Annotated in this window: 19 protein-coding genes; 8 read left to right on the top strand and 11 right to left on the bottom strand. The window is 50.7% G+C overall.

What is annotated here, in order from left to right; translation table 11 throughout:
• Positions 1–139: 139 nt before the first annotated feature.
• The gene (locus NSU14_RS08695; RefSeq protein ID WP_042138704.1) at positions 140–1267 is read right to left on the bottom strand and encodes a M20/M25/M40 family metallo-hydrolase; all 1128 of its coding nucleotides are present in this window, start codon (positions 1265–1267) and stop codon (positions 140–142) included.
• 97 nt (positions 1268–1364) lie between these two features.
• On the opposite strand from NSU14_RS08695, the gene prli42 reads away from it, so the two are divergent.
• Positions 1365–1466, top strand: a complete 102-nt coding sequence (prli42, locus tag NSU14_RS08690; RefSeq protein ID WP_099052488.1) for a stressosome-associated protein Prli42 — start codon at positions 1365–1367, stop codon at positions 1464–1466.
• Between the two features lie 73 nt (positions 1467–1539).
• On the opposite strand, the gene lipB is transcribed toward prli42, so the two are convergent.
• From lipB to lpdA, 5 genes are all read right to left on the bottom strand, one after another.
• Positions 1540–2256, bottom strand: a complete 717-nt coding sequence (lipB, locus tag NSU14_RS08685; RefSeq protein WP_445670005.1) for a lipoyl(octanoyl) transferase LipB — start codon at positions 2254–2256, stop codon at positions 1540–1542.
• A gap of 61 nt (positions 2257–2317) precedes the next feature.
• The gene (locus NSU14_RS08680; protein WP_340944203.1) at positions 2318–3742 is read right to left on the bottom strand and encodes a dihydrolipoamide acetyltransferase family protein; all 1425 of its coding nucleotides are present in this window, start codon (positions 3740–3742) and stop codon (positions 2318–2320) included.
• A 381-nt stretch (positions 3743–4123) separates the two neighbouring features.
• Positions 4124–5110: an alpha-ketoacid dehydrogenase subunit beta gene (locus NSU14_RS08675; protein ID WP_076245571.1), complete on the bottom strand. Its 987-nt coding sequence runs from the start codon at positions 5108–5110 to the stop codon at positions 4124–4126.
• A 3-nt stretch (positions 5111–5113) separates the two neighbouring features.
• The gene (locus tag NSU14_RS08670; RefSeq protein WP_039300370.1) at positions 5114–6145 is read right to left on the bottom strand and encodes a thiamine pyrophosphate-dependent dehydrogenase E1 component subunit alpha; all 1032 of its coding nucleotides are present in this window, start codon (positions 6143–6145) and stop codon (positions 5114–5116) included.
• A gap of 269 nt (positions 6146–6414) precedes the next feature.
• Entirely contained in the window at positions 6415–7836 is a 1422-nt protein-coding gene (lpdA, locus tag NSU14_RS08665; protein ID WP_340944198.1) for a dihydrolipoyl dehydrogenase, read from the bottom strand.
• A gap of 167 nt (positions 7837–8003) precedes the next feature.
• On the opposite strand from lpdA, the gene NSU14_RS08660 reads away from it, so the two are divergent.
• Complete coding sequence (locus NSU14_RS08660) at positions 8004–8309, top strand: DUF2627 domain-containing protein (protein WP_042138708.1); 306 nt, start codon at positions 8004–8006, stop codon at positions 8307–8309.
• A 540-nt stretch (positions 8310–8849) separates the two neighbouring features.
• Here NSU14_RS08660 and NSU14_RS08655 read toward each other — a convergent pair.
• From NSU14_RS08655 to NSU14_RS08645, 3 genes are read right to left on the bottom strand one after another with little or no spacing between them, the layout of a single operon-like run.
• Positions 8850–10697 carry an ABC transporter ATP-binding protein gene (locus tag NSU14_RS08655; protein WP_340944196.1) on the bottom strand — a complete coding sequence of 616 codons (1848 nt, stop codon included), beginning with the start codon at positions 10695–10697 and terminating at the stop codon, positions 8850–8852.
• The gene (locus tag NSU14_RS08650; protein WP_340944194.1) at positions 10678–12456 is read right to left on the bottom strand and encodes an ABC transporter ATP-binding protein; all 1779 of its coding nucleotides are present in this window, start codon (positions 12454–12456) and stop codon (positions 10678–10680) included. Before NSU14_RS08650 ends, NSU14_RS08655 begins: the two co-directional genes overlap by 20 nt.
• An 18-nt stretch (positions 12457–12474) precedes the next feature.
• Positions 12475–12684: a hypothetical protein gene (locus NSU14_RS08645; protein WP_144026123.1), complete on the bottom strand. Its 210-nt coding sequence runs from the start codon at positions 12682–12684 to the stop codon at positions 12475–12477.
• 181 nt (positions 12685–12865) lie between these two features.
• Here NSU14_RS08645 and NSU14_RS08640 point away from each other — a divergent pair, with 181 nt between their 5' ends.
• Positions 12866–13435: a thymidine kinase gene (locus NSU14_RS08640; RefSeq protein ID WP_042138712.1), complete on the top strand. Its 570-nt coding sequence runs from the start codon at positions 12866–12868 to the stop codon at positions 13433–13435.
• A gap of 284 nt (positions 13436–13719) precedes the next feature.
• Here the strand turns inward: NSU14_RS08640 and NSU14_RS08635 are convergent, their stop codons facing one another.
• Positions 13720–13974, bottom strand: a complete 255-nt coding sequence (locus NSU14_RS08635; RefSeq protein WP_039300390.1) for a hypothetical protein — start codon at positions 13972–13974, stop codon at positions 13720–13722.
• 31 nt (positions 13975–14005) lie between these two features.
• Positions 14006–14524: a DinB family protein gene (locus NSU14_RS08630; RefSeq protein ID WP_042138713.1), complete on the bottom strand. Its 519-nt coding sequence runs from the start codon at positions 14522–14524 to the stop codon at positions 14006–14008.
• Positions 14525–14654: 130 nt separating this feature from the next.
• On the opposite strand from NSU14_RS08630, the gene NSU14_RS08625 reads away from it, so the two are divergent.
• The 5 genes from NSU14_RS08625 (at position 14655) to NSU14_RS08600 (ending at position 19567) form a co-directional block, all read left to right on the top strand.
• A complete protein-coding gene (locus NSU14_RS08625; protein WP_340944186.1) occupies positions 14655–15326 on the top strand; it encodes a hypothetical protein in 672 nt (223 codons plus the stop codon).
• Entirely contained in the window at positions 15307–15825 is a 519-nt protein-coding gene (locus NSU14_RS08620; RefSeq protein ID WP_197074261.1) for an accessory gene regulator ArgB-like protein, read from the top strand. Before NSU14_RS08625 ends, NSU14_RS08620 begins: the two co-directional genes overlap by 20 nt.
• 143 nt (positions 15826–15968) lie before the next feature.
• The gene (locus NSU14_RS08610) at positions 15969–16307 is read left to right on the top strand and encodes a LytTR family DNA-binding domain-containing protein (RefSeq protein ID WP_340944184.1); all 339 of its coding nucleotides are present in this window, start codon (positions 15969–15971) and stop codon (positions 16305–16307) included.
• A 261-nt stretch (positions 16308–16568) separates the two neighbouring features.
• Positions 16569–16748, top strand: a complete 180-nt coding sequence (gene sda, locus NSU14_RS08605) for a sporulation histidine kinase inhibitor Sda (RefSeq protein ID WP_039300400.1) — start codon at positions 16569–16571, stop codon at positions 16746–16748.
• Between the two features lie 251 nt (positions 16749–16999).
• A complete protein-coding gene (locus NSU14_RS08600) occupies positions 17000–19567 on the top strand; it encodes a bifunctional 2',3'-cyclic-nucleotide 2'-phosphodiesterase/3'-nucleotidase (protein WP_340944182.1) in 2568 nt (855 codons plus the stop codon).
• The last annotated feature ends 52 nt before the right edge of the window (positions 19568–19619 follow it).

The raw sequence follows: 19619 nt of genomic DNA, 5'->3' as shown, positions 1-19619 counted from the left end.
CCGGATATCCGTGAGGAAGATTAGCTTCACCGAGTAACAAGAAGGAGCTGTCTCCCGGTGAATTCCGGAACAGCTCCTTTTTGTTACATTTAAGCGCAGCCGGCCCCATGATCGGCAGGCATCTGCGCAGTTTTTGAAATCAGCCTTTTTGGCTCTCGGCCACAATAGCTACAACCAGGCTGGCTACTTTGACAATATCTTCGGCTTTGATCCGTTCCTTCGTTGTGTGGATATCCTCATAGCCGACAGCCAGATTCACAGTAGGAACCTTCAGGCCGTTGAACACATTGGCATCACTGCCGCCTCCGGAAGCGAACAGCCGGGTGGTCAGTCCCAGTGAAGTAATTGCGCGGTCTGCCAGCTGTACCACCGGATCATGCTCATTAAAGCTGAACGCCGGATAAATGATTTCACTGCGGAATTCACTCTGTGCGCCATTGTCACGTGCGGTTGTCTCCAAGGCTTCACGCATAGAGGCAATCTGCAGTTCTACTTTTTCCTGCACGATACTCCGGGCTTCCGCATCCAGCTGCACATGGTCGCAGACCACATTGGTCGGGCCGCCGCCGGCAAATTTGCCGATATTCGCTGTCGTTTCATTATCGATCCGTCCAAGCTTCATCGCCGAAATCGCTTTGCTCGCCACTTGAATCGCACTGATTCCATCCTCCGGATTAACTCCGGCATGAGCGGATTTGCCGAAGATCTGCATCGTTACCCGCGCCTGTGTCGGCGCAGCAATGGCAATTGCTCCTACTTCACCATTGGAATCAAGCGCGAAGCCAAAATCGGCATCCAGATGCGCCGGGTCCATTGCGCGTGCGCCCATCAGCCCGGATTCTTCGCCTGCCGTAATGACAAACTGAATCTGCCCGTGCGGAAGCTTCTGCTCCTGAATCACCCGGATCGCTTCGAACAGGGCGGCAAGCCCCGCTTTGTCATCCGCTCCGAGAATTGTACTGCCGTCGCTGGTAATCCAGCCGTCTTCCCCAAGGGAAGGCTTAATATTCTGCCCGGGAACCACTGTATCCATGTGGCAGGTGAACAGCAGCTTAGGCGCGCTCACGCCGCTGTCCGCAGGCCAGGTCACGAACAGATTACCAGCTCCGTGTCCCGTTCTCTCCTGGGAATCATCTTCAACTGCTGTCAGTCCCAGAGTGCTGAATTTTTCCTTGAGTACATCGGCAATCCGCCGTTCATTTCTGGTCTCACTATCAATACGGACAAGCTCCATGAATTCATTGATCAACCGGTCTTGTGATATCACTTGGACTTCCCTCTCTTTCGCGGATACGTTACAATGGTTGTACTGCGTTCATTTACGCCTACGTTCTTAACTTAAACTAATCTCAAAGGAGTCACTCATGCAACAGAAAAAATGGTTCCGCATCATTATCTACATCATGCTGATCGCTATGATCGCCTCTACGGTGCTGTTCGTCATCGAGCCGTTTATGGCCGGTTAGTCACGTTTAGTACTTGAATAACAGCGTCCGGGTTCTCCGGGCGCTGTTTGACGTTGCCTGGATTCAGCATTCCTTATTCTGAAGCACTTACAGCCCCGGCAACCGCTTCATACGGAAACTGCTGCAGGAAATAAGGCACCAGCTCGGAAGCAACACTCTCCAGGCCAAAGGAGCGCCCGGTGCATTCCTCAAGTGAAGTGACCCCGTACTCGGCAATGCCGCAGGGTATAATTCCCGAGAAGCCGCTTTGGCTGATTCCGGCTGAGATGTTGAACGCGAAGCCATGGCTGGTAATAAAACCTCTGCGGAATTTACTCTTGTTGAATTTGACGCCGATCGCACAAATTTTCTCATCGCCGACCCATACGCCCGTATATCCCTGCTTGCGGGTTCCTGATATCCCGTGTGAAGCCAGATAGGCAATAATAACGGCCTCCAGCCTGCGCAGATATCCGTGCAGATCGACCTTGCCGTCTTCGCCAAGCTTCAGGAGAGGATAACCTACAAGCTGGCCCGGTCCGTGATATGTAATATCTCCTCCGCGGTCGATTTCAAACAGCGCAATCCCTTGTTTCCCAAGCTGTTCCACGCTAAGCAGCAGATGCTCCGGATGATTCTGTGAACCGATGGTATAGGTAGGCGGATGCTGCAGAAGGATCAGCCGCTCGGAAGCGGTGCCTGCGTCAATCCCCTGCACCGCTTCCTTTTGCAGCTCCCAGGCCGCGCCGTATTCCATCAGCGGGAGATAGGAAACTTCCAGTTTGCTTAAGTTCAGGTTGTCCATGGTCATAAGGTCCCCTTTGCTTCATATTCTCCCTGTCACAGGGTTCCGCAGCTGCCTTGTTAAAACATTAGTACAGCTTGGTGTCCGGCGTATAACCTTCCACATTATCCTTCACGCGCTGCAGGAAACGCCCGCTGATGACTCCATCCAGAATCCGGTGATCCAGCGACAGGCAGATATTGGCCATCGAGCGGACGGCGATCATATCATTGATGACCACTGGTTTTTTCACGATAGATTCAAAGGTTAGAATCGCCGCCTGCGGATAGTTAATGATCGGGTAGGACAGAATCGAGCCGAACGAGCCGGTATTGTTAACCGTGAACGTGCCGCCCTGCATATCTTCCAGCCGCAGCTTGCCTTCACGGGTCTTCAGCGCCAGTTCGTCGATCTCGCGGGCCAAGCCTGCGACGTTCTTCTGGTCGGCTTTTTTGATGACCGGTGTCATTACAGAGTCCTCTGTGCCTACAGCGAGCGAGATGTTGATATCGCGTTTGACAATGATTTTGTCAACGGCCCAGACGGAGTTCATGATCGGATAATCTTTGATTGCACTGACAACCGCCTTCATCAAAAAGGCCAGATAGGTCAGATTAATGCCCTCTTTGCGCTTGAACTCATCCTTCAGCTTGTTGCGCAGCACGACAAGATTGGTCACATCGACCTCAATCATCGTCCAGGCATGCGGAATCTCCGAGACGCTCTGGCGCATACGGGTAGCGATCGTATTACGGATCGGCGTAACGTCGATCAGGTATTCCGAGCTGCTGCCCCGCCCGCCTTCCACTTCGATCGTCGGAATCTTCGGCGACTCGCTTAAGTGCAGGCCGGAGTGACGCAAATGCTGAAGCTCTCCGCGCACTTCTTCCTGAATAGGCTGGAATACAGGCTGCTGCGGCGCAGCAGCAGCAGTTGGGGCTGTAGTTGCTGGCTGAGCCGCAGCTGCACCGCTCTCCAGGAACGCGAGCACATCCTTGCGTGTGATGCGTCCGCCCAGGCCGGTGCCCGGCACGGCCGCAAGGTTGATGCCGTGCTCGGCGGCCAGCGTCTGCACAGCCGGAGAGTAACGGGAACGCATCGGAGCATCCGCGTCAAAAGCCGCAGCCGGCACAGACGGCCGGACGGAGGCGTGGGCAGGCTGCGGCGCTGCGCCGGGTACCGCCGGGGCTGCGGCATTGGCAGGTCCCGCAGGGGCAGCTGCCGGGGCCGGGGCCGCTGCGGATGCCGCAGCGGCTGCACCCGCTACTGCGATGCGGGCAATGATCTCGCCGACGCTAACCGTCTGGCCTTCTTCGGCGAGCAGCTCCACCAGCGTACCGTCTACGGTAGCCGGAAGCTCAGCATTTACCTTATCGGTAATCAGCTCACAGATCGGCTCATATTGCTCGATCGTATCGCCCGGCTGCTTCAGCCATTTTCCGATCGTCGCCGATACCAGCGATTCTGCCAGCTGCGGCATGATTACATCCGTCAGCTTTGTATTGTCAGACATAATGTCACTCCTTAAAGTTTTGTAAGCACATACTTCCTGAGTTAGCTTCGATAAAACTGGCTTCGAAAGCATACGCTTATGTTTTGTAAGCACAAGCTTCCTGAAGCAGCTTCGTACAAAACTGGCTTCGGAAACATGTAGCCACGAAATCCTGCCCAGAATACAACATTTCACCACTTAAATCGGCCAAAAATCAGAAAAGTTGTACAAAAGGCAGCATTTCTCTTTATCCAAGCGGATAAGCGTGCAAATTGTTGTATTTCATACAGCAATCCTGCCCAACCCACCGCTAATTTCGAATCTGAGCTGCAATAATTGCAACATTCATGCCCAATGTACATACAGGCTGAACATAAAGACCTCACCTGTTGTTCACATATATCAGTACTGCGCCAAACGCAGCATCTCCGCCTTTAATTTGTCCTTGCTCAGCATGAAGAACTTCTCCATCGGCGGGGAGATTGGCATCGCCGGCACATCAGGTCCGCACAGGCGGAAGATTGGCGCATCCAGATCAAACAGGCAGTGTTCAGCGATAATTGCTGCCACTTCGCCGCCAATGCCTCCGGTCTTGTTGTCCTCGTGGACAATCAGCACCTTGCCGGTCTGGCGGACAGCGGCAATAATCGCCTCGCGGTCCAGCGGCTGCAGGGTGCGCAGATCCAGAATATGCGCAGTAATGCCCTGCTCGCGCTCCAGCTCTTCCGCTGCCTGCATCGCAAAATGCAGTGGCAGGCTGTACCCGATCACCGTAATATCGCTGCCTTCACGCAGCAGATTCGCTTCACCGATTGGCACAATGTAGTCGCCCTCCGGCACATCTTCCTTGATCAGCTTGTAGCATTTCTTGTTCTCGAAGAACAGCACCGGATCAGGGTCACGGACAGCAGCTTTCAGCAGTCCCTTGGCATCGGCAGCAGAGTAAGGGGCTACAATCTTCAGTCCCGGAGTACCGAAGAAGATCGATTCCGGACACTGAGAGTGGTACAATCCGCCGAAGATCCCGCCGCCGATAGGCGCGCGGATTACCACCGGACAGTTCCAGTCGTTATTGGAACGGTAGCGGATTTTGGCCGCCTCGCTGATAATCTGGTTCGTTGCCGGCAGCATGAAATCCGAGTACTGCATTTCGGCGATCGGCTTCATGCCGTACATCGCCGCGCCGATCGCCACGCCGGCAATCGCTGACTCCGCAAGCGGTGTATCAAGCACGCGCTCTGCGCCGAACTGATCCTGCAGTCCTTTGGTGGTCGTGAATACGCCGCCCTTCACGCCGACATCCTCACCCAGCACGAACACCGAATCATCGCGCTCCATCTCTTCCTTCATTGCCAGCCGGATTGCATCGATATATTCCATCATCGCCATGGCTTATGCTCCTCCCTTAAGGCCGGATTCATCGTACACATGCAGCAGCGTATCTTCCGGTTTCGGGAACGGTGCATTTTCGGCGTAGGTTATGGCCTCTTTCAATTCAAGATTATATTCGGCAACCAGATCACGCTCCTGCTCGTCACTCCACAGACCCAGTCCGGTCAGGTATGTGCGGAACGCGGCGATGCCGTCCTTTTTCCAGTTCTCGTCAACCTCTTCCTTGGTCCGGTAAGCCAGATCATTATCCGAGGTGGAATGCGGCGACAGGCGGTACATCATCGCTTCAATCAGGGTGGGTCCTTCTCCGGCGAGCGCACGCTCCCGCGCCTCTTTGACCACACGGTAGACCTCAAGCGGATCATTGCCGTCCACCCGGACACCCGGGAAGCCATAGCCGAGGGCGCGGTCACTGACCTTGCCTCCAAGCTGCTTGTGGGCAGGAATGGAGATCGCATACTGGTTGTTCTGGCAGAAGATGATGACCGGCAGCTTATTCACACCGGCGAAGTTACACGCTTCATGAAAATCACCCTGGTTACTGGAGCCTTCACCGAACGTGACAAAGGAAACAAACTTTTTCTTCTGCATCTTGGCCGCCAGCGCGAAGCCTACAGCATGCGGAACCTGGGTCGTAACCGGACTTGATCCCGTTACGATACGCAGGCGTTTGCTTCCGAAGTGGCCCGGCATTTGCCGGCCGCCGCTATTCGGATCTTCCGCCTTGGCGAATACGGACAGCATCAGCTCACGCGTGGTCATTCCTACCGTCAGCACGAACGCATAATCACGGTAATACGGGAGGAAATAATCATTCTCCCGGTCCAGCGCAAAAGCCGCCGCGACCTGCGCCGCTTCCTGTCCGATGCCGGACACATGGAAGTTGATCTTGCCTGCGCGCTGAAGCAGCAGACTGCGCTCATCGTATTTGCGCCCGAGCTGCATGAATCTGTACATATCGATAACCTGGCCGTCGCTGAGTCCAAGCTGTTTATGTCGGTTAACGGTTTCTACAGTACCTTGGGATTCCATATAAGAGGTACCTCCTAAAAGTTTTGTAAGCATAGCTTCCAGAATTCAGGTCGTACAACCCGGCTCCGGAAGCGTTCGCTAACTTTGTTAAGCATGACTCAACAAAGTATATGCCCTGATCTTAAAACCAGGTACTAATTTCATTCTAAGTTCATTATAATCCCTTTCCATACAAAAAGAAAAGCCAAGAAATGCCGCTATGGAGCTGTTTAGGCGTATCAAGCGCCCTCAGCTCCGTCCGGCATTCACTTTAGCCCTTTCATCTTATCCTAGAATCCAATTGCTCTTCCATCCACCGCCAGCATCGCTTCCCCGATGATCTCCGAAAGTGTCGGATGGGCATGGACCGCCTCGCCAACCTCCCAGGGTGTTGCATCCAGAATCTGTGCCAATGCTGCTTCACCGATCAGGTCCGTCACATGCGGGCCAATCATCTGCACGCCGAGGATATCCCTGCTCTTCGAGTCGGCGACCACTTTTACGAAGCCGTCCTTCATGCCGTAGACAATCGCTTTGCCGATAGCCGAGAACGGGAATTTGCCGGTTACAGTCTCATGTCCCAGCGCCTTCGCTTCCTTCTCGGTATAACCGACACTTGCTACTTCCGGCCGCGTATAGACACAGCGGGGAACAAGATGGGCTTCATACGGATGGAGCGTTTCGCCCGCCAGGTGATTCACGGCACGGATGCCTTCATGGCTGGCCGCATGTGCCAGCTGCAGTCCGCCGATGCAGTCGCCAATAGCGTAGATATGCGGCTCCCCCGTCTGCATGCTGGCATTCACTCCGATGACACCTTTGTCGAAGCGGATATCTGTATTTTCCAGGCCGATATTCTCGATATTCGCTACGCGCCCTACGGATACCAGCAGCTTCTCGGCCGACAGGCTCTGGCTCTGCTCACCCTTGCGGGCTTCAATTGTAATTCCTGATTCCGATATACTACAGGTCTCTGCATCCACGGTAGTACCGGTCAACACTTTGACTCCGCGTTTCTTGAGCAGACGCAGCAGTTCTCGGGCCACTTCTTCGTCTTCCTGCGGCAGCAGCTGGCTTGCAGCCTCAACTATAGTTACCTGCACACCGAAATCGGCCAGCATCGAAGCCCATTCCACGCCGATAACCCCGCCGCCCGCAATAATAATCGAAGCCGGAAGCTCTTCGAGCGTCAGCGCTTCTTCACTGCTTAGAATCACCTTGCCGTCAGGCTTCAGGCCAGACAGTACACGCGGACGTGATCCGGTAGCAATGATGAGATTGGTGGAGACTACAGTCTCCATCTCGCCATCCTCCAGCTCCACGGCAACTGCACCGCTTCGCGGAGAGAAGATAGACGGGCCGATGATCCGGCCTTTGCCTTTGAGAATCTGAATTTTATTCTTGCGCATCAAATACTGCACACCCTGATGGAGCTGCTCCACTACCGCTTCCTTGCGCAGCTGCACTTTGGGAAACACCAGCTCAACGCCAGTTGTCTCTATACCGTAGCTTTCGCTCTCCTTGATTTCAGCAAATACCTCGGCACTGCGCAGCAGTGATTTGCTGGGAATGCAGCCGCGGTGCAGGCAGGTTCCGCCCAGCTTGTCCATTTCGATAACGACGACGGATTTGCCGAGCTGCGCGGCGCGGATCGCCGCCACATAACCACCGGTACCTCCACCAAGTATCGCCACGTCACAGGTAATTGTCATGATATGTATCCTCCAGTCATTCCTCTAAAGTTCAGTTTAACCTATTATATTGTACTCTCTTTTGATTCTATTACAAAACTTATAAACGTCATGTATCCATGGACTTTTGCCAATTGAAGCGTTATCATAGGGGTGAATTCAAACGGCTGCGAAGAGGAGGGACGATTATGAAACTGCTCATTTCACGCTTCATTGCCATCCTTATCCTGGTGATCCCCGGCCTTCTGGCCATGAAGGGTTTCCTGATGATGAAAGATGATATTTTCAACTTTATCTCCATGCATGGCGACGAGTCCGTCACTCCGGATTTCGCCTGGCTGCATTTTGGCGGAGGATTACTGCTATTCCTGGCCGGGATGAGCTTCCTCGGCGGCTGGATTCTGACCCGGGACCGCAAGAAGAACTACGTAGGACCACGGTTCAGAGAGAAACAGAAAGCGCAGCAGCCCCCGTCCACCAATGCCACACCCTAATAATAATCAATAACACTAATAAGCAGGGGATGTCCCAAGCCAGGATTGAAATGGCTGCAGAGGCATCCCCTTTTGTCGTTCGAATGTTCTGAAACCAACTGCAATGTAACTTGAGCCGGAGAAAATCCCGATCCGCACCCGGAATACGACAACCTCTTATACTTGATTCGTTTCGGACCTCGGAAGCACTGTCTATTAGGCCGCTGCAGACAAAAATGTTGTACGTTTTGCAACTTTGATACCTAGATAGCCAGGTGTTCAGATAGATTGTTGTATGAAATACAACAATAATCCGGCTAAGCCGCTTAAATAAGGTGAAATCCTGCATTTTCTACAACAATTTTGGTTTTAGGCCGGTAGGAAGAGGGAAATGTTGTATTTTGTGCAGGATTTCATTAAAGTTGCCCGATCTCTGTCCCCGGAAAGCGGATATAGTCGGGACATTCGTGCGGCCACAGCAACAGCAGCAGCCCGGAAGTCCATCCTGCACCGCCCATTTCAGCAAAGCATCTTCCCTATCCCATCCTTGCCGGCAGCAACTTACTGCGCAGCAGCCCCCTTGCTCCCCTGTACCAGTTCGCTATAGAGACCGCCCCGCCGCAATAGCTCCTCATGGGAACCCTGCTGAATCAGCCGTCCGCCTTGGAGCACCAGTATGCGGTCAGCAGCCCGGATCGTGCCCAGCCTGTGGGCAATCACAAAGCTCGTCCGCCCTTTCATCAGCGCCTGAAGGCCTTCCTGAATCTTAATCTCGGTCACTGTATCAATACTGCTCGTAGCTTCATCCAGCACCAGCATAGACGGATTCGCGAGAATTGCCCGGGCAATAGCTAGCAGCTGCTTCTGCCCCTGACTGATGCCGCTGCCGTCTACGGACAGCATCCGGTCATAGCCCCCTTGCAGCCTCATAATGAAGGCATGGGCATTGGCAAGCTTCGCGGCTTCCTCCACCTCTTCATCGGATGCATCCAGTCTGCCGTAACGGATATTGTCGCGGATCGTTCCTTTGAACAGGAAGGAATCCTGCAATACGAAGGCCATGTGGCTGCGCAGACTTTCCCGGGTAATCGTGGAGAGCTCTCTTCCGTCCAGCGTAATACTTCCTATACTCGGATCGTAGAAGCGGGACAGCAGGCCGATTAGGGTGGTTTTGCCGGCTCCTGTAGGTCCAACAAGCGCAATCATCTCTCCGGGCTTAGCTTCAAAAGAAATATCCTGCAGTGTATCTGCGCCTCCATCATAGGAGAAGGATACGCCCGAGAACTTCACCGCGCCCTCCACATGCTGCAGCTTTACCGCTGCCCCCTCATCCCTGGCTTCGGTTTCTTCATCAAGTACTTCGAATACCCGCTCCGCTCCGGCAATTGCCGACAGAAGCGTGTTCCACTGGTTCGCCAGATCATTCAGCGGGCGGGTGAATTGACGTGCATATTCGGCAAAAGCAATAATTATCCCTACTGTTACGAGTCCGCGGATGGCGAGCAGCCCCCCGACTCCGGCAACGATTGCAAAGCTTAGGTTGTTCAGACCATTCATTAGCTTGGGAATGAAACCGGATATCGCCTGCGCCCAGTACCCTGACAGCATAATCCGTGTATTGCGCTCCCTGAAGCCGGTAATGACCCGCTCCTCCTGCGAGAACGCTTTGATAATCCGCTGCCCGGACAACGTTTCTTCTATAAAACCGTTCAATTCCCCCATATTGCGCTGCCGTTCCTTGAACAGCGGGCCGGTCCGCCGGGTAATCCAGCGCATACCCAGCATCATCAGCGGCACAACGATGAAGGTCAGCAGCGTCAGCAAGGGACTGAGCCACAGCATTACCCCCACCGTACCCACCAGCGTCAGGATACTGGAGAAAATCTGAATCGCCGAGCTGTTCAGCGTCGAGCTGATATTCTCAATATCATTGGTTAGCCGGCTCATAATCTCCCCCTGCTGCCTGCGGTTGAAGAAGGAGATCGGCAGACGGTGCAGATGAGAGAACAGATCCGTACGCATCCGGTATACGGTCTCCTGGGCAATCTCGATCATCCAGATATTCTGCAGCCAGGAGATCAGAGAATTAAGCAGATAGACAAGCGCCAGTGTGACCAGAAAAATCACCCAGGTTCTGCCCCCGTCCCCTTCAAGATAATGGTCCACCGCCCGGCTGATCAGGTAAGGTCCAAGCAGGGACAGTCCTGAGCTGAGCAGGACCATAAACAGTACCAATAACAGCTTAGCCCTGCGCTCCGCAAGGTAACTCCATATCCGTCCAAGCGTACCGGACCAGTTCTTGGCTTTGGCCTTCGGTTTCCGGGCGCCCATTGCCCCGAAGACCTTCCCTTCTCCCAGTCCGACCTCCAGCTTCGGATGGCGGAACGGCTCAATGAGTGCTTTGAACATGCTGCGCCTCCCCTGTCTGTGACTGATAGATTTTGCGGTACAGCGGGGACGCATCCATCAGTTCTGTATGCGTCCCCTGGGCAATCAGCCGTCCTTCGTCCAACAGCAGAATCAGATCGGCCGACACAGTGGAACTGATCTTCTGGGTGATGAGGAACGTTGTGCAGGACATCGTCTTCAGCTCCGCCAGTAAAAACCCCTCCGTCACCGCATCAAGCGCACTGGTGCTGTCATCGAGAATCAGAATCGCCGGTTTGCGTACCAGTGCCCGCGCGATGGTCAGACGCTGCTTCTGTCCACCGGACAGATTGACTCCGCGTTGCCCAAGCCGGGTATCGTACCCCTCCGGCAGTCCTGTAACAGTCTCATGAATCTGTGCCGCTGCGGCTGCCTGCTCAATGTCCGCCTGACCCGCCTGCCCGTTACCCCAGGCAATATTTTCTCGGATCGAGCCGGTGAACAGCAGTACCTCCTGCGGTACATAACCAATCGATCCCCGCAGTGCCTGTATGCCAATTTCCGTATGCTTCATCCCGTCAATCCTGATGACACCGCTGCCACACTCATACAGACGGGGGATCAATGTTACCAGAGAGGATTTACCTGAGCCCGTTGCACCCATAATCGCCACACGTTCTCCAGGCTGCACCGTGAAGGAAATGTCCTCCAGCACTTTAATCTCACTGCCGGGATAACTGAAGCCGACCTGCTGGAACTCGACCTTCCCCTTAATGGCTGGCACCTTATTCTGATTCAGAGGACCCTTTTGCGCTGGCCCCATCCCGTTCAGGGGCGCCATTCCCAATTCCCCCGGACCTTCACTTGCTGACATCACTTCATCGATGCGCACGGAAGAAGCTCTGGCGCGCGAGAAGCTTACCATGATCCAAGACAGCGCAGACAGTGCACCCATGGTGCGCAGGGAGTAGTTAATGACTGCAACGGTCTGCCCGAGCGTCGCATCTCCCGAAGAAATCTCAATCCGGCCAAACCATAACACAGCCAGAATTCCAGCATTCACGATGATCATAATGAACGGTGTCGAGGTCTCCGTCAGCCGCAGCGCGGCGACGGTCGATTGCATCAGCTTCCCGCTGAACGAGGCAAACCGGCCAATCTCATGACCCATGCGCACAAATACACGAATCAGGCGGATACCGGTAAGATTCTCCTGAATGACACCATTGACATCATCCAGCCGGTTCTGCACATTGCGGAACAGAACAGAGGCTCTCCGCATCAGCCATAGGAGGAAAATCACCAAAAACGGCAGCGTCACCGTCAGCAGCAGCCCCAGCTTGACATGCACCACGAGCGCCATAATTACGCTGCCCACCACTACCAGCGGGATACGGGTCATGAACCGCAAACCCATGAATATTGTATCCTGCAGCTGAGACACATCACCCGTAAGCCTTGTAATCAGCGACGAAGTAGGGAACCGGCTGAAGATTTCATAAGAGAAGGATTGCACCTTCTCATACAGCTTGTCCCGCAGGTCAAATGCGAACCCCTGGCTGGCATGTGATGCAAAAAAGGAGCTGAGCACTCCGGCAAGAAACGCCACTGCCGCGCTTCCCACTAGCACACCGCCCCACAGCCAGACTACCGCTGTATCTTTTTCCCGGATGCCTTCATCAATGATTTTGGAGATCAGCAAAGGCTGCGACAGCTCTACTGCCAGTTCGATCAGCATCATTACCAGCGCGGCAATGGCTGCGACACGGTATTTTTTAAGATAAGAGAAGGTTAGCTTCATCGGTTATACCCCATTTATTTATTCGTAGAGCGCATCCCGCAGACGGGTAGACATCGCTGAGCCTTGTCCCGATTTCAGGATGACCCGGCGCAATGCCTTATTGCTCCGGTGAAGCTCCGTCATTTCTGCCAGCATTTGAACCAGTAAATCCTCCGACTCAGGGCTTAGTTCCCCCTTCTCCTGAAGTAGGTTCAGCCGTTCCTTGTATTGCTCCAATTTCTCTGTCACCTGATAAACTTCCTTTCTGTTCACAAGATTCTCCTGCTGAAGACATAATTGCGTTCATTATATCACATCCCCGCTGGAGCAATCTTTTCACTGGCTACCCCGGCCCCGAATATGATACTCTAATAAGGTCGCATTTTTCGGATACTATTAACCAAGCTGAACAGCGAAAGGATAGATGGACGTGGCACAGTTATTTTTCAAGTATGGGGCAATGAATAGCGGCAAATCCATTGAGATTCTCAAGGTTGCACATAATTACGAGGAGCAGGGCAAGTCGGTACTCCTCTTCACTCCATCCCTTGACGACCGGGACGAAGTCGGTTACATCTCTTCCCGGATCGGACTGCGCAAGCAGGCCATCCCTATCGACGAGAATACGGATATCTACAGCATTGTCAGCAGCAATCTGCCGAAACCCCACTGTGTGCTGATAGATGAGTGCCAGTTCCTGACTAAGGACTGCATTCTCCAGCTCGTGCGCATTGTCGATGAGCTCGGCATTCCGGTCATGGCCTTCGGCCTCAAAAATGATTTCCAGAACAATCTGTTCGAAGGCAGCAAATACATGCTGATCTACGCCGACAAGATCGAAGAGATGAAGACCATCTGCTGGTTCTGCGCCCGGAAAGCCACCATGGCACTGCGGGTCGAAGACGGCAAGCCTGTATACAGCGGCAAACAGATTCAGATTGGCGGCAATGAAGCCTATTACCCGGTCTGCCGCAAATGCCACAAGAATCCTCCATTGTAAAAAAGAATGTATAAAAGGCTTAAAAGGTTTTTACTGAAGGCATGGTCGTCATTACAGTGAATATTTGGACTTCCGGCCGCTGTTGTCTCCTGATTTCTATTATTTAATCCGCTGCTACGGTTGAAATCCGGAGACAAAGGCGATCGCTATCGCTCCTACAGTTCCTAAATCCCCTTCCAATCCTATTTAGCCTTTTGTTATTTCCTTTAATCACTTTATAGATAGAAAACACCAAAACGCATTCCAGCCATTGTAAGGCTAAAATGCGTTTTTTGTGTTTTATTCTAATGAATAGCCTTCAGTGCACTGTGCTCATCTTCCTTACGTACATACAGATCATGCTGAACCGTAGCCTTTCCTCCATAATTAGCACGCTGGGTGGTCGCTTTCATTCCGCCGTTAATCCTGGAGCGGTGCCGTACTCCTGCCGCCGTCAAAAGACCTTTTACCTTAAAATATTGTCCCTGGTCAAAAGTGGTATATACTAATGTGCGTTCTCTCGGAATGAAGAAATGCCAGATGCCTTTTAGCAAGCTCATAAGCGCTCCTCTCCAGCCTAATTACAGCATTTTAGTTCAAGTAACGTTCATGAAGAATCCGCAGATGATGCAGCTCATGTCCGATAATCAGACAGGCCTGCGCCCGAACCGACATGGCTATACCCCCGAAGCTCCCCTTGCGTGTATAGGAATCCTCCGGCAGACTATCCAGCAGCGTCAGGGTGGACTCCCGGACGATCCGGTAATGCGTGATCATCTCCTGTAGCGAGAAGCGGTCGAATCCGCCAGCAGCAGCGTAATCATTCTCTTCATAGCCGGGCAGCGGCGCCTGCTCTCCTCTGGCAAAACAAAGCAGACGGTAGGACATAATCCGGTCGTTATCCGTTAGATGCCCTATCATTTCTTTGATGCTCCACTTCCCTGGTGCATACCGGTATGCGCCTTGCTCCTCAGTAAGTCCTCCAAACAGAGCCAATACTTGCTGCGTCTGCTCTCTTAGAATGACCCTCAAATCTCCTTCTGGCGGCACCAAAGTAATATATCTGGACTGGAATTCGGTGTATTCTCCCTGCTCTGGACGCTTCTGCATGGTAAAACTCCTCTCAAAATACATTTTTTAAGAAATATTTGCCGGAAAGTGTCAAAACCTGTTGTTGCATTTTATCCTATTATGTATAATATCACCAAGATTAGCTACTTTGGTATTTGGGAGTGTAGGCATGCTGGATTTTGTGCTCTTTATAATCCTATCCGTATTAGAAAGCTCTGCATTGTTCTATCTTGGATTCAAATTGTTCAAGATTGATCTTTATTCTAAAGAGATTATCTTTGCGGGTATTATTATGGCGTTTTTTTCTTATGTCCTCCGCTACGATTACCAACTTGCAGAACTAGATGTTCTAGTACAATACACTCTTATCATTTGCTTTTTATGGTTACTTTTTCGCATTCATATTTTTTATGCATTTATAATGACAGCGATTGCTTACCAATCCTATTTGTTAATACAGTCTCTTCTATATTTAATCATTGATTATACAGGGATATACGGACTTAACTATCCAACGATTTCTACAGGAATCTATATATTACAAATCCTGACCGCAACAACTACTATTATCATTGCTAATTACGTGGGTAAAAGAAGAAAAGGATTTGACTTTATTCCGGATAAACCTGATGAAAAAATCACTATCGGAAAACGCGAGAAAATTATGTTTATTCTAACAATTCCTTCGATTATTTTTGCAATGCTAATGCTATTTTTTGCAGAACATCTATTCAGATTTTTCTTTATTATACCTTTAATCTATGCTCTACTTTTATTTGGATACCTGTATCAATCAGACAAAAAAAATCGGGGTGATGATTGTGAACAGTTTGGCTCTTAAAATTTCACTCGCCATAAAGAAAACTAACCCTGAAGAAACAGTATCAGTTGAAGTTATGCAATATGCTTTAAGTATTATTTTGAATACACTCTTGACCTTCATCGTTTCACTGTCTATTGGATTAATATTGAACAATCTCAAAGAAACCCTGATATTCTATATAAGCCTTTCATTACTTCGTGTTTTTTCAGGAGGAGTTCACCTAAAATCCGCAACAGCATGTAATATTGTGACGATCTTAATTTGCTCCATGACTCCTTATTTATTTCAGCTTACAGATACCATCCTTTGGTTCGTTACAGCTATTTCTTTAATTCTAGTGCTTCTATTTGCACCAAATCCAGATAAAAATACCCAAATCCCAGTGAAATGGTACCCTTCACTAAAATTAATTTCAGTTATAATGGTTTGTTTAAATTTTTTTATTGCATCCTCTGTCATCGGACTGGCATTTTTAGTCCAGTCAGTTACAATAATTCCTTGGAAAAGGAGGTGCTAATCATGAAAAGACAGGTCGCAAAACATGCTTCTTCTGCCCTTAACGTATCTGCCCGCTTTTTTGCAGCTGTTATGAAGCTAGGATTCCACAGTCCAGAAGCTCCACAAGAATTACGTAAGTAATCGAACAAGGATGGGGACAACATGCGTGTTCTACTAAACGACGGCTCTTCCCGGGATATTCAGGAAGAAGAAATATTGTATTTCTCTAACTATAAGAATACAATATTCGTCCATACGAAAGAAGGCGAATTCGTTCTCCCCACCACCCTTTCCGATCTGTTGTCTGCATACAAGGATAACGGATTCGAACGTCTGGACCGTAGTAATGTAGTCAGTCTCAGCAATATAGAAAACTATGATATAGAACGTAAGGTCGTTCTATTTAATCAAGGAGAACAATTCGCTCATGTTTCGGAGTCCAATGAATCCCGGATCAAGAAGTATTTGATTGCTCGCCAATCTAACGTCTCTGAGTCCTAGTTAGCGCTCGTGATTCAGAATAATAATCCCGGAACCTTACAGGTTCCGGGATTATTTATATTGCGTCAGAAAGGTAGATATGAAGATCCCAAACCAAAGCCAATCATTATCCCATATTACCCATCTTTTGTAAAGATGAATTCAGAGGGCGAATGACAGCAGACGGATTAGCTTCCAAATGGTACCATTTTGATAGATTCGTAATGTTTTAAAACAATTCACTTATTTGTTAGCACTCTCAACTACAGATGGAGGAATCTAATGGAATATTATTTTCATCCTTCTCCGCGCCCCTCATCACTTGAGCTATTGTCTGACGAACAATTAATTAACATCTATGAATTGGCGCTGGAAGCTAAAGCTTCAGCTGATTTTATCGAAATCATCAGAAATGTCCTCTCTGGCCGAAATCTGTTAGGCTCAGATCATTATGATGCCTAATCCCTATTTTCAAGCCCTCCTATAAAACCATTCTGCTTATTGGTATATTGACCCGGCCTGCCGGGCAATATACTTTTTTGTCATTTTAAGATAATCAAATTTTAGTTTTTAATTTCAATTTCAATATCTTTCCTATATAATATTCTTTGTGTTTGTTACCTAACTTGACAATAGAAGGGATGAAAGATTGCATGAGGCATAATTTCCAGCACTTATTGCACAAAACTGTTCTATCTTCACTCGTAATTTCTATGACTGTATTGCCATTCAGTGGAATGTTCGCGGCAGCTGCGCCGGCTGACTCCACAATGAAGCTGCGCATCATGGAGACTACAGACATCCACACCAACCTGCTCCCGTATGACTATTATAAGAGTGCTACGTCGCTGACCGTCGGACTGGCCCGCACAGCTAATCTTGTGAAGGCAGCCCGCCAAGAGATTGGCAATACGCTGCTGGTAGACAACGGAGACCTGATCCAGGGGACACCTCTTGGCACATACAAAGCGCTGGTGAACCCGATAAAGGGCACCGAGATTCATCCTGTGTACAAAGCAATGAACCTGATGGGGTACGATGTAGCCACCTTCGGCAATCATGAATTCAACTATGGTCTGGATTATCTGGATCAGGCGATCAAAGGCGCCAATTTCCCTTATATTAACGCCAATGTATATGTAGATGACAAAGACAGCAATCCGGACAACGATGTTAACAAATACAGCCCTTATCAGATCATTACAAAATCCTATAAGGATGAAGCCGGCAATATGCAGACGCTGAAGATTGGTGTACTCGGCCTTGTCACTCCGCAGATTACCGAATGGGACAAGAGCAATCTGGAAGGCAAAGTCATTACCAAGGATATCGTAGCTACAGCTGAGAAATTCATTCCACAGATGCGCGCAGCCGGTGCAGATCTGATTATCGCCATGACCCATTCCGGGTTTAACGGCAGTGCCGAAGCTTACGTGAAGGCAGAGGATGCTATTTTCCCGCTGAGTAAGGTTGCCGGTATTGATGCGATTACCTTCTCTCATACGCATAAAGTATTCCCTGCTGCAGATGAGAAGTCGCTGGATGTCCTCTTCAAGGATGCATCCGGCAAAGTATTGCCTGGTGTCGACAATGCCAAAGGAACCATCAACGGTGTCCCTGCAGTACAGGCCGGCTACGGCGGCAGTAATCTGGGCCTCATCGATCTGACTCTGGAAAAAACAGATGGCAAGTGGAAGGTCGCTTCATCGCAATCCTCCACCAAGGCAATCTATGATGCTGTTGCCAAAAAATCTACGGTAGACGTGGATCAGGCCATTGTGGATGCCGTGCAGGCCGATCATGAAGCAACAATTGCCTATGCGAACAGTCCAATTGGCACAACGACCGCACCGATCTACAGCTACTTCGGACTGGTTCAGGATGATCCATCCGTACAGATCGTTACCACTGCACAGAAGCAGTATGTAGAAAATTACATTAAAGCTAATCTTCCGCAATATGCAGGTATCCCGGTTCTGTCCGTCGGTGCTCCATTTAAAGCCGGACGTAACGGCCCGGAAGAATATACTGATATTGCTCAGGGACCACTGGCCATTAAGAGCGCAGGCGACCTGTACCTGTACGACAATACGCTGAAGGCGATTCTCGTGAAGGGGTCTGTGGTCAAGGAATGGCTGGAAATGTCTGCGGGCAAATTCAATCAGATTAACCCGTCCGCAACAGAAGCACAGGAGCTGCTTAATTCCTCCTTCGCCGTCTATAACTTCGACGTAATTGATGGTGTAACTTATCAGGTCGATGTTACCAAACCAGCCAAGTACAAACCGGATGGTACCGTGAATGACGCCTCCTCCAGCCGGATTATCAATCTGCAGTATAATGGCAAAGCGATTGATCCGAATCAGGATTTCATCATGGCAACCAATAACTACCGCGCAAGCGGCGGTGGTAACTTCCCTGGTGTCAAAGGCAGCAAATACATCATCGACTCACCGGATGAGAACCGCCAGATCCTGATGGATTATATCACGGCCAGCAAAACCATTAATCCGTCCGCCGATAACAACTGGTCGATTGCACCAATCTCCGGGAATGTAAAGGTCACCTTCACCTCATCTCCCAAAGCAGAGGCCTATGCCAAAACAACGGACAACATTGCATATACAGGTCAAGTGGATGAGAAGGGCTTTGGTGTCTTCACACTGGACGTGAGCAAGGCCGTAACGCCATCTGTGCCCGCTGCTGATCCGGTTACGGAACAGCCCGCCGTTGCAGTATTCAAGGATGTTCCCGTGTCACACTGGGCGGCTGGTTACATCAATAGCCTCACTGCGGATAAGATCATTTCCGGCAAAACAGCCGATACTTTTGATCCGAACGGTCTGGTAACCCGCGCCGAATTCGCCAGCTTGCTGACCAAAGCTTTGAAGCTGCAAGTCAATGTATCTCCAGTCTTCAAAGATGTACCTGCATCCGCCTGGTATGCAGGTGCCGTTGCAGCAGCTCATGAGAACAAGCTGGTAAGCGGTGTAACCGCCGACACCTTCGCACCTAATGCTTCCATCACCCGTGAACAGATGGCGGTTATGGTGAAGCAGGGGCTGGATCTTCGTGCCGGTAAAATATTGACTGCCTCCACAGCAGTCAGCTTCAACGATTCGGCTTCCATCAGCGCTTGGGCAGCATCCGCTGTAGCTGTTGCTGTCGATAAGAAGATTATCGCCGGACGCACAGACGGCAGCTTCGCCCCTAAGGCTACTGCCACCCGCGCTGAAGCCGCCAAAGTAATCTCCAGCCTGCTGTCTGCTTCTGTAGAGTAACCCTCAGCTGCGAGGGCTGAAAGGCTATCCTGACCAGCATACACAGACGCAA

Origin of the sequence: Paenibacillus sp. FSL R10-2771 (genome assembly GCF_038000205.1) — a bacterium.
GTDB classification, from domain to species: Bacteria; Bacillota; Bacilli; order Paenibacillales; family Paenibacillaceae; genus Paenibacillus_AQ; species Paenibacillus_AQ phytohabitans.
The sequence above is the reverse complement of the archived record's forward strand: the minus strand, read 5'-3'. Positions and strand labels throughout refer to the sequence as shown.

Coding starts and splice junctions, on each gene's coding strand:
- prli42 (WP_099052488.1), top strand. CDS start 1,365: ATGCAACAGAAAAAATGGTTCCGCATCATTATCTACATCATGCTGATC.
- lipB (WP_445670005.1), bottom strand. CDS start 2,256: ATGACCATGGACAACCTGAACTTAAGCAAACTGGAAGTTTCCTATCTC.
- NSU14_RS08680 (WP_340944203.1), bottom strand. CDS start 3,742: ATGTCTGACAATACAAAGCTGACGGATGTAATCATGCCGCAGCTGGCA.
- NSU14_RS08675 (WP_076245571.1), bottom strand. CDS start 5,110: ATGGCGATGATGGAATATATCGATGCAATCCGGCTGGCAATGAAGGAA.
- NSU14_RS08670 (WP_039300370.1), bottom strand. CDS start 6,145: ATGGAATCCCAAGGTACTGTAGAAACCGTTAACCGACATAAACAGCTT.
- lpdA (WP_340944198.1), bottom strand. CDS start 7,836: ATGACAATTACCTGTGACGTGGCGATACTTGGTGGAGGTACCGGTGGT.
- NSU14_RS08660 (WP_042138708.1), top strand. CDS start 8,004: ATGAAACTGCTCATTTCACGCTTCATTGCCATCCTTATCCTGGTGATC.
- NSU14_RS08655 (WP_340944196.1), bottom strand. CDS start 10,697: ATGTTCAAAGCACTCATTGAGCCGTTCCGCCATCCGAAGCTGGAGGTC.
- NSU14_RS08650 (WP_340944194.1), bottom strand. CDS start 12,456: ATGAAGCTAACCTTCTCTTATCTTAAAAAATACCGTGTCGCAGCCATT.
- NSU14_RS08635 (WP_039300390.1), bottom strand. CDS start 13,974: ATGAGCTTGCTAAAAGGCATCTGGCATTTCTTCATTCCGAGAGAACGC.
- NSU14_RS08630 (WP_042138713.1), bottom strand. CDS start 14,524: ATGCAGAAGCGTCCAGAGCAGGGAGAATACACCGAATTCCAGTCCAGA.
- NSU14_RS08625 (WP_340944186.1), top strand. CDS start 14,655: ATGCTGGATTTTGTGCTCTTTATAATCCTATCCGTATTAGAAAGCTCT.
- NSU14_RS08610 (WP_340944184.1), top strand. CDS start 15,969: ATGCGTGTTCTACTAAACGACGGCTCTTCCCGGGATATTCAGGAAGAA.
- sda (WP_039300400.1), top strand. CDS start 16,569: ATGGAATATTATTTTCATCCTTCTCCGCGCCCCTCATCACTTGAGCTA.
- NSU14_RS08600 (WP_340944182.1), top strand. CDS start 17,000: ATGACTGTATTGCCATTCAGTGGAATGTTCGCGGCAGCTGCGCCGGCT.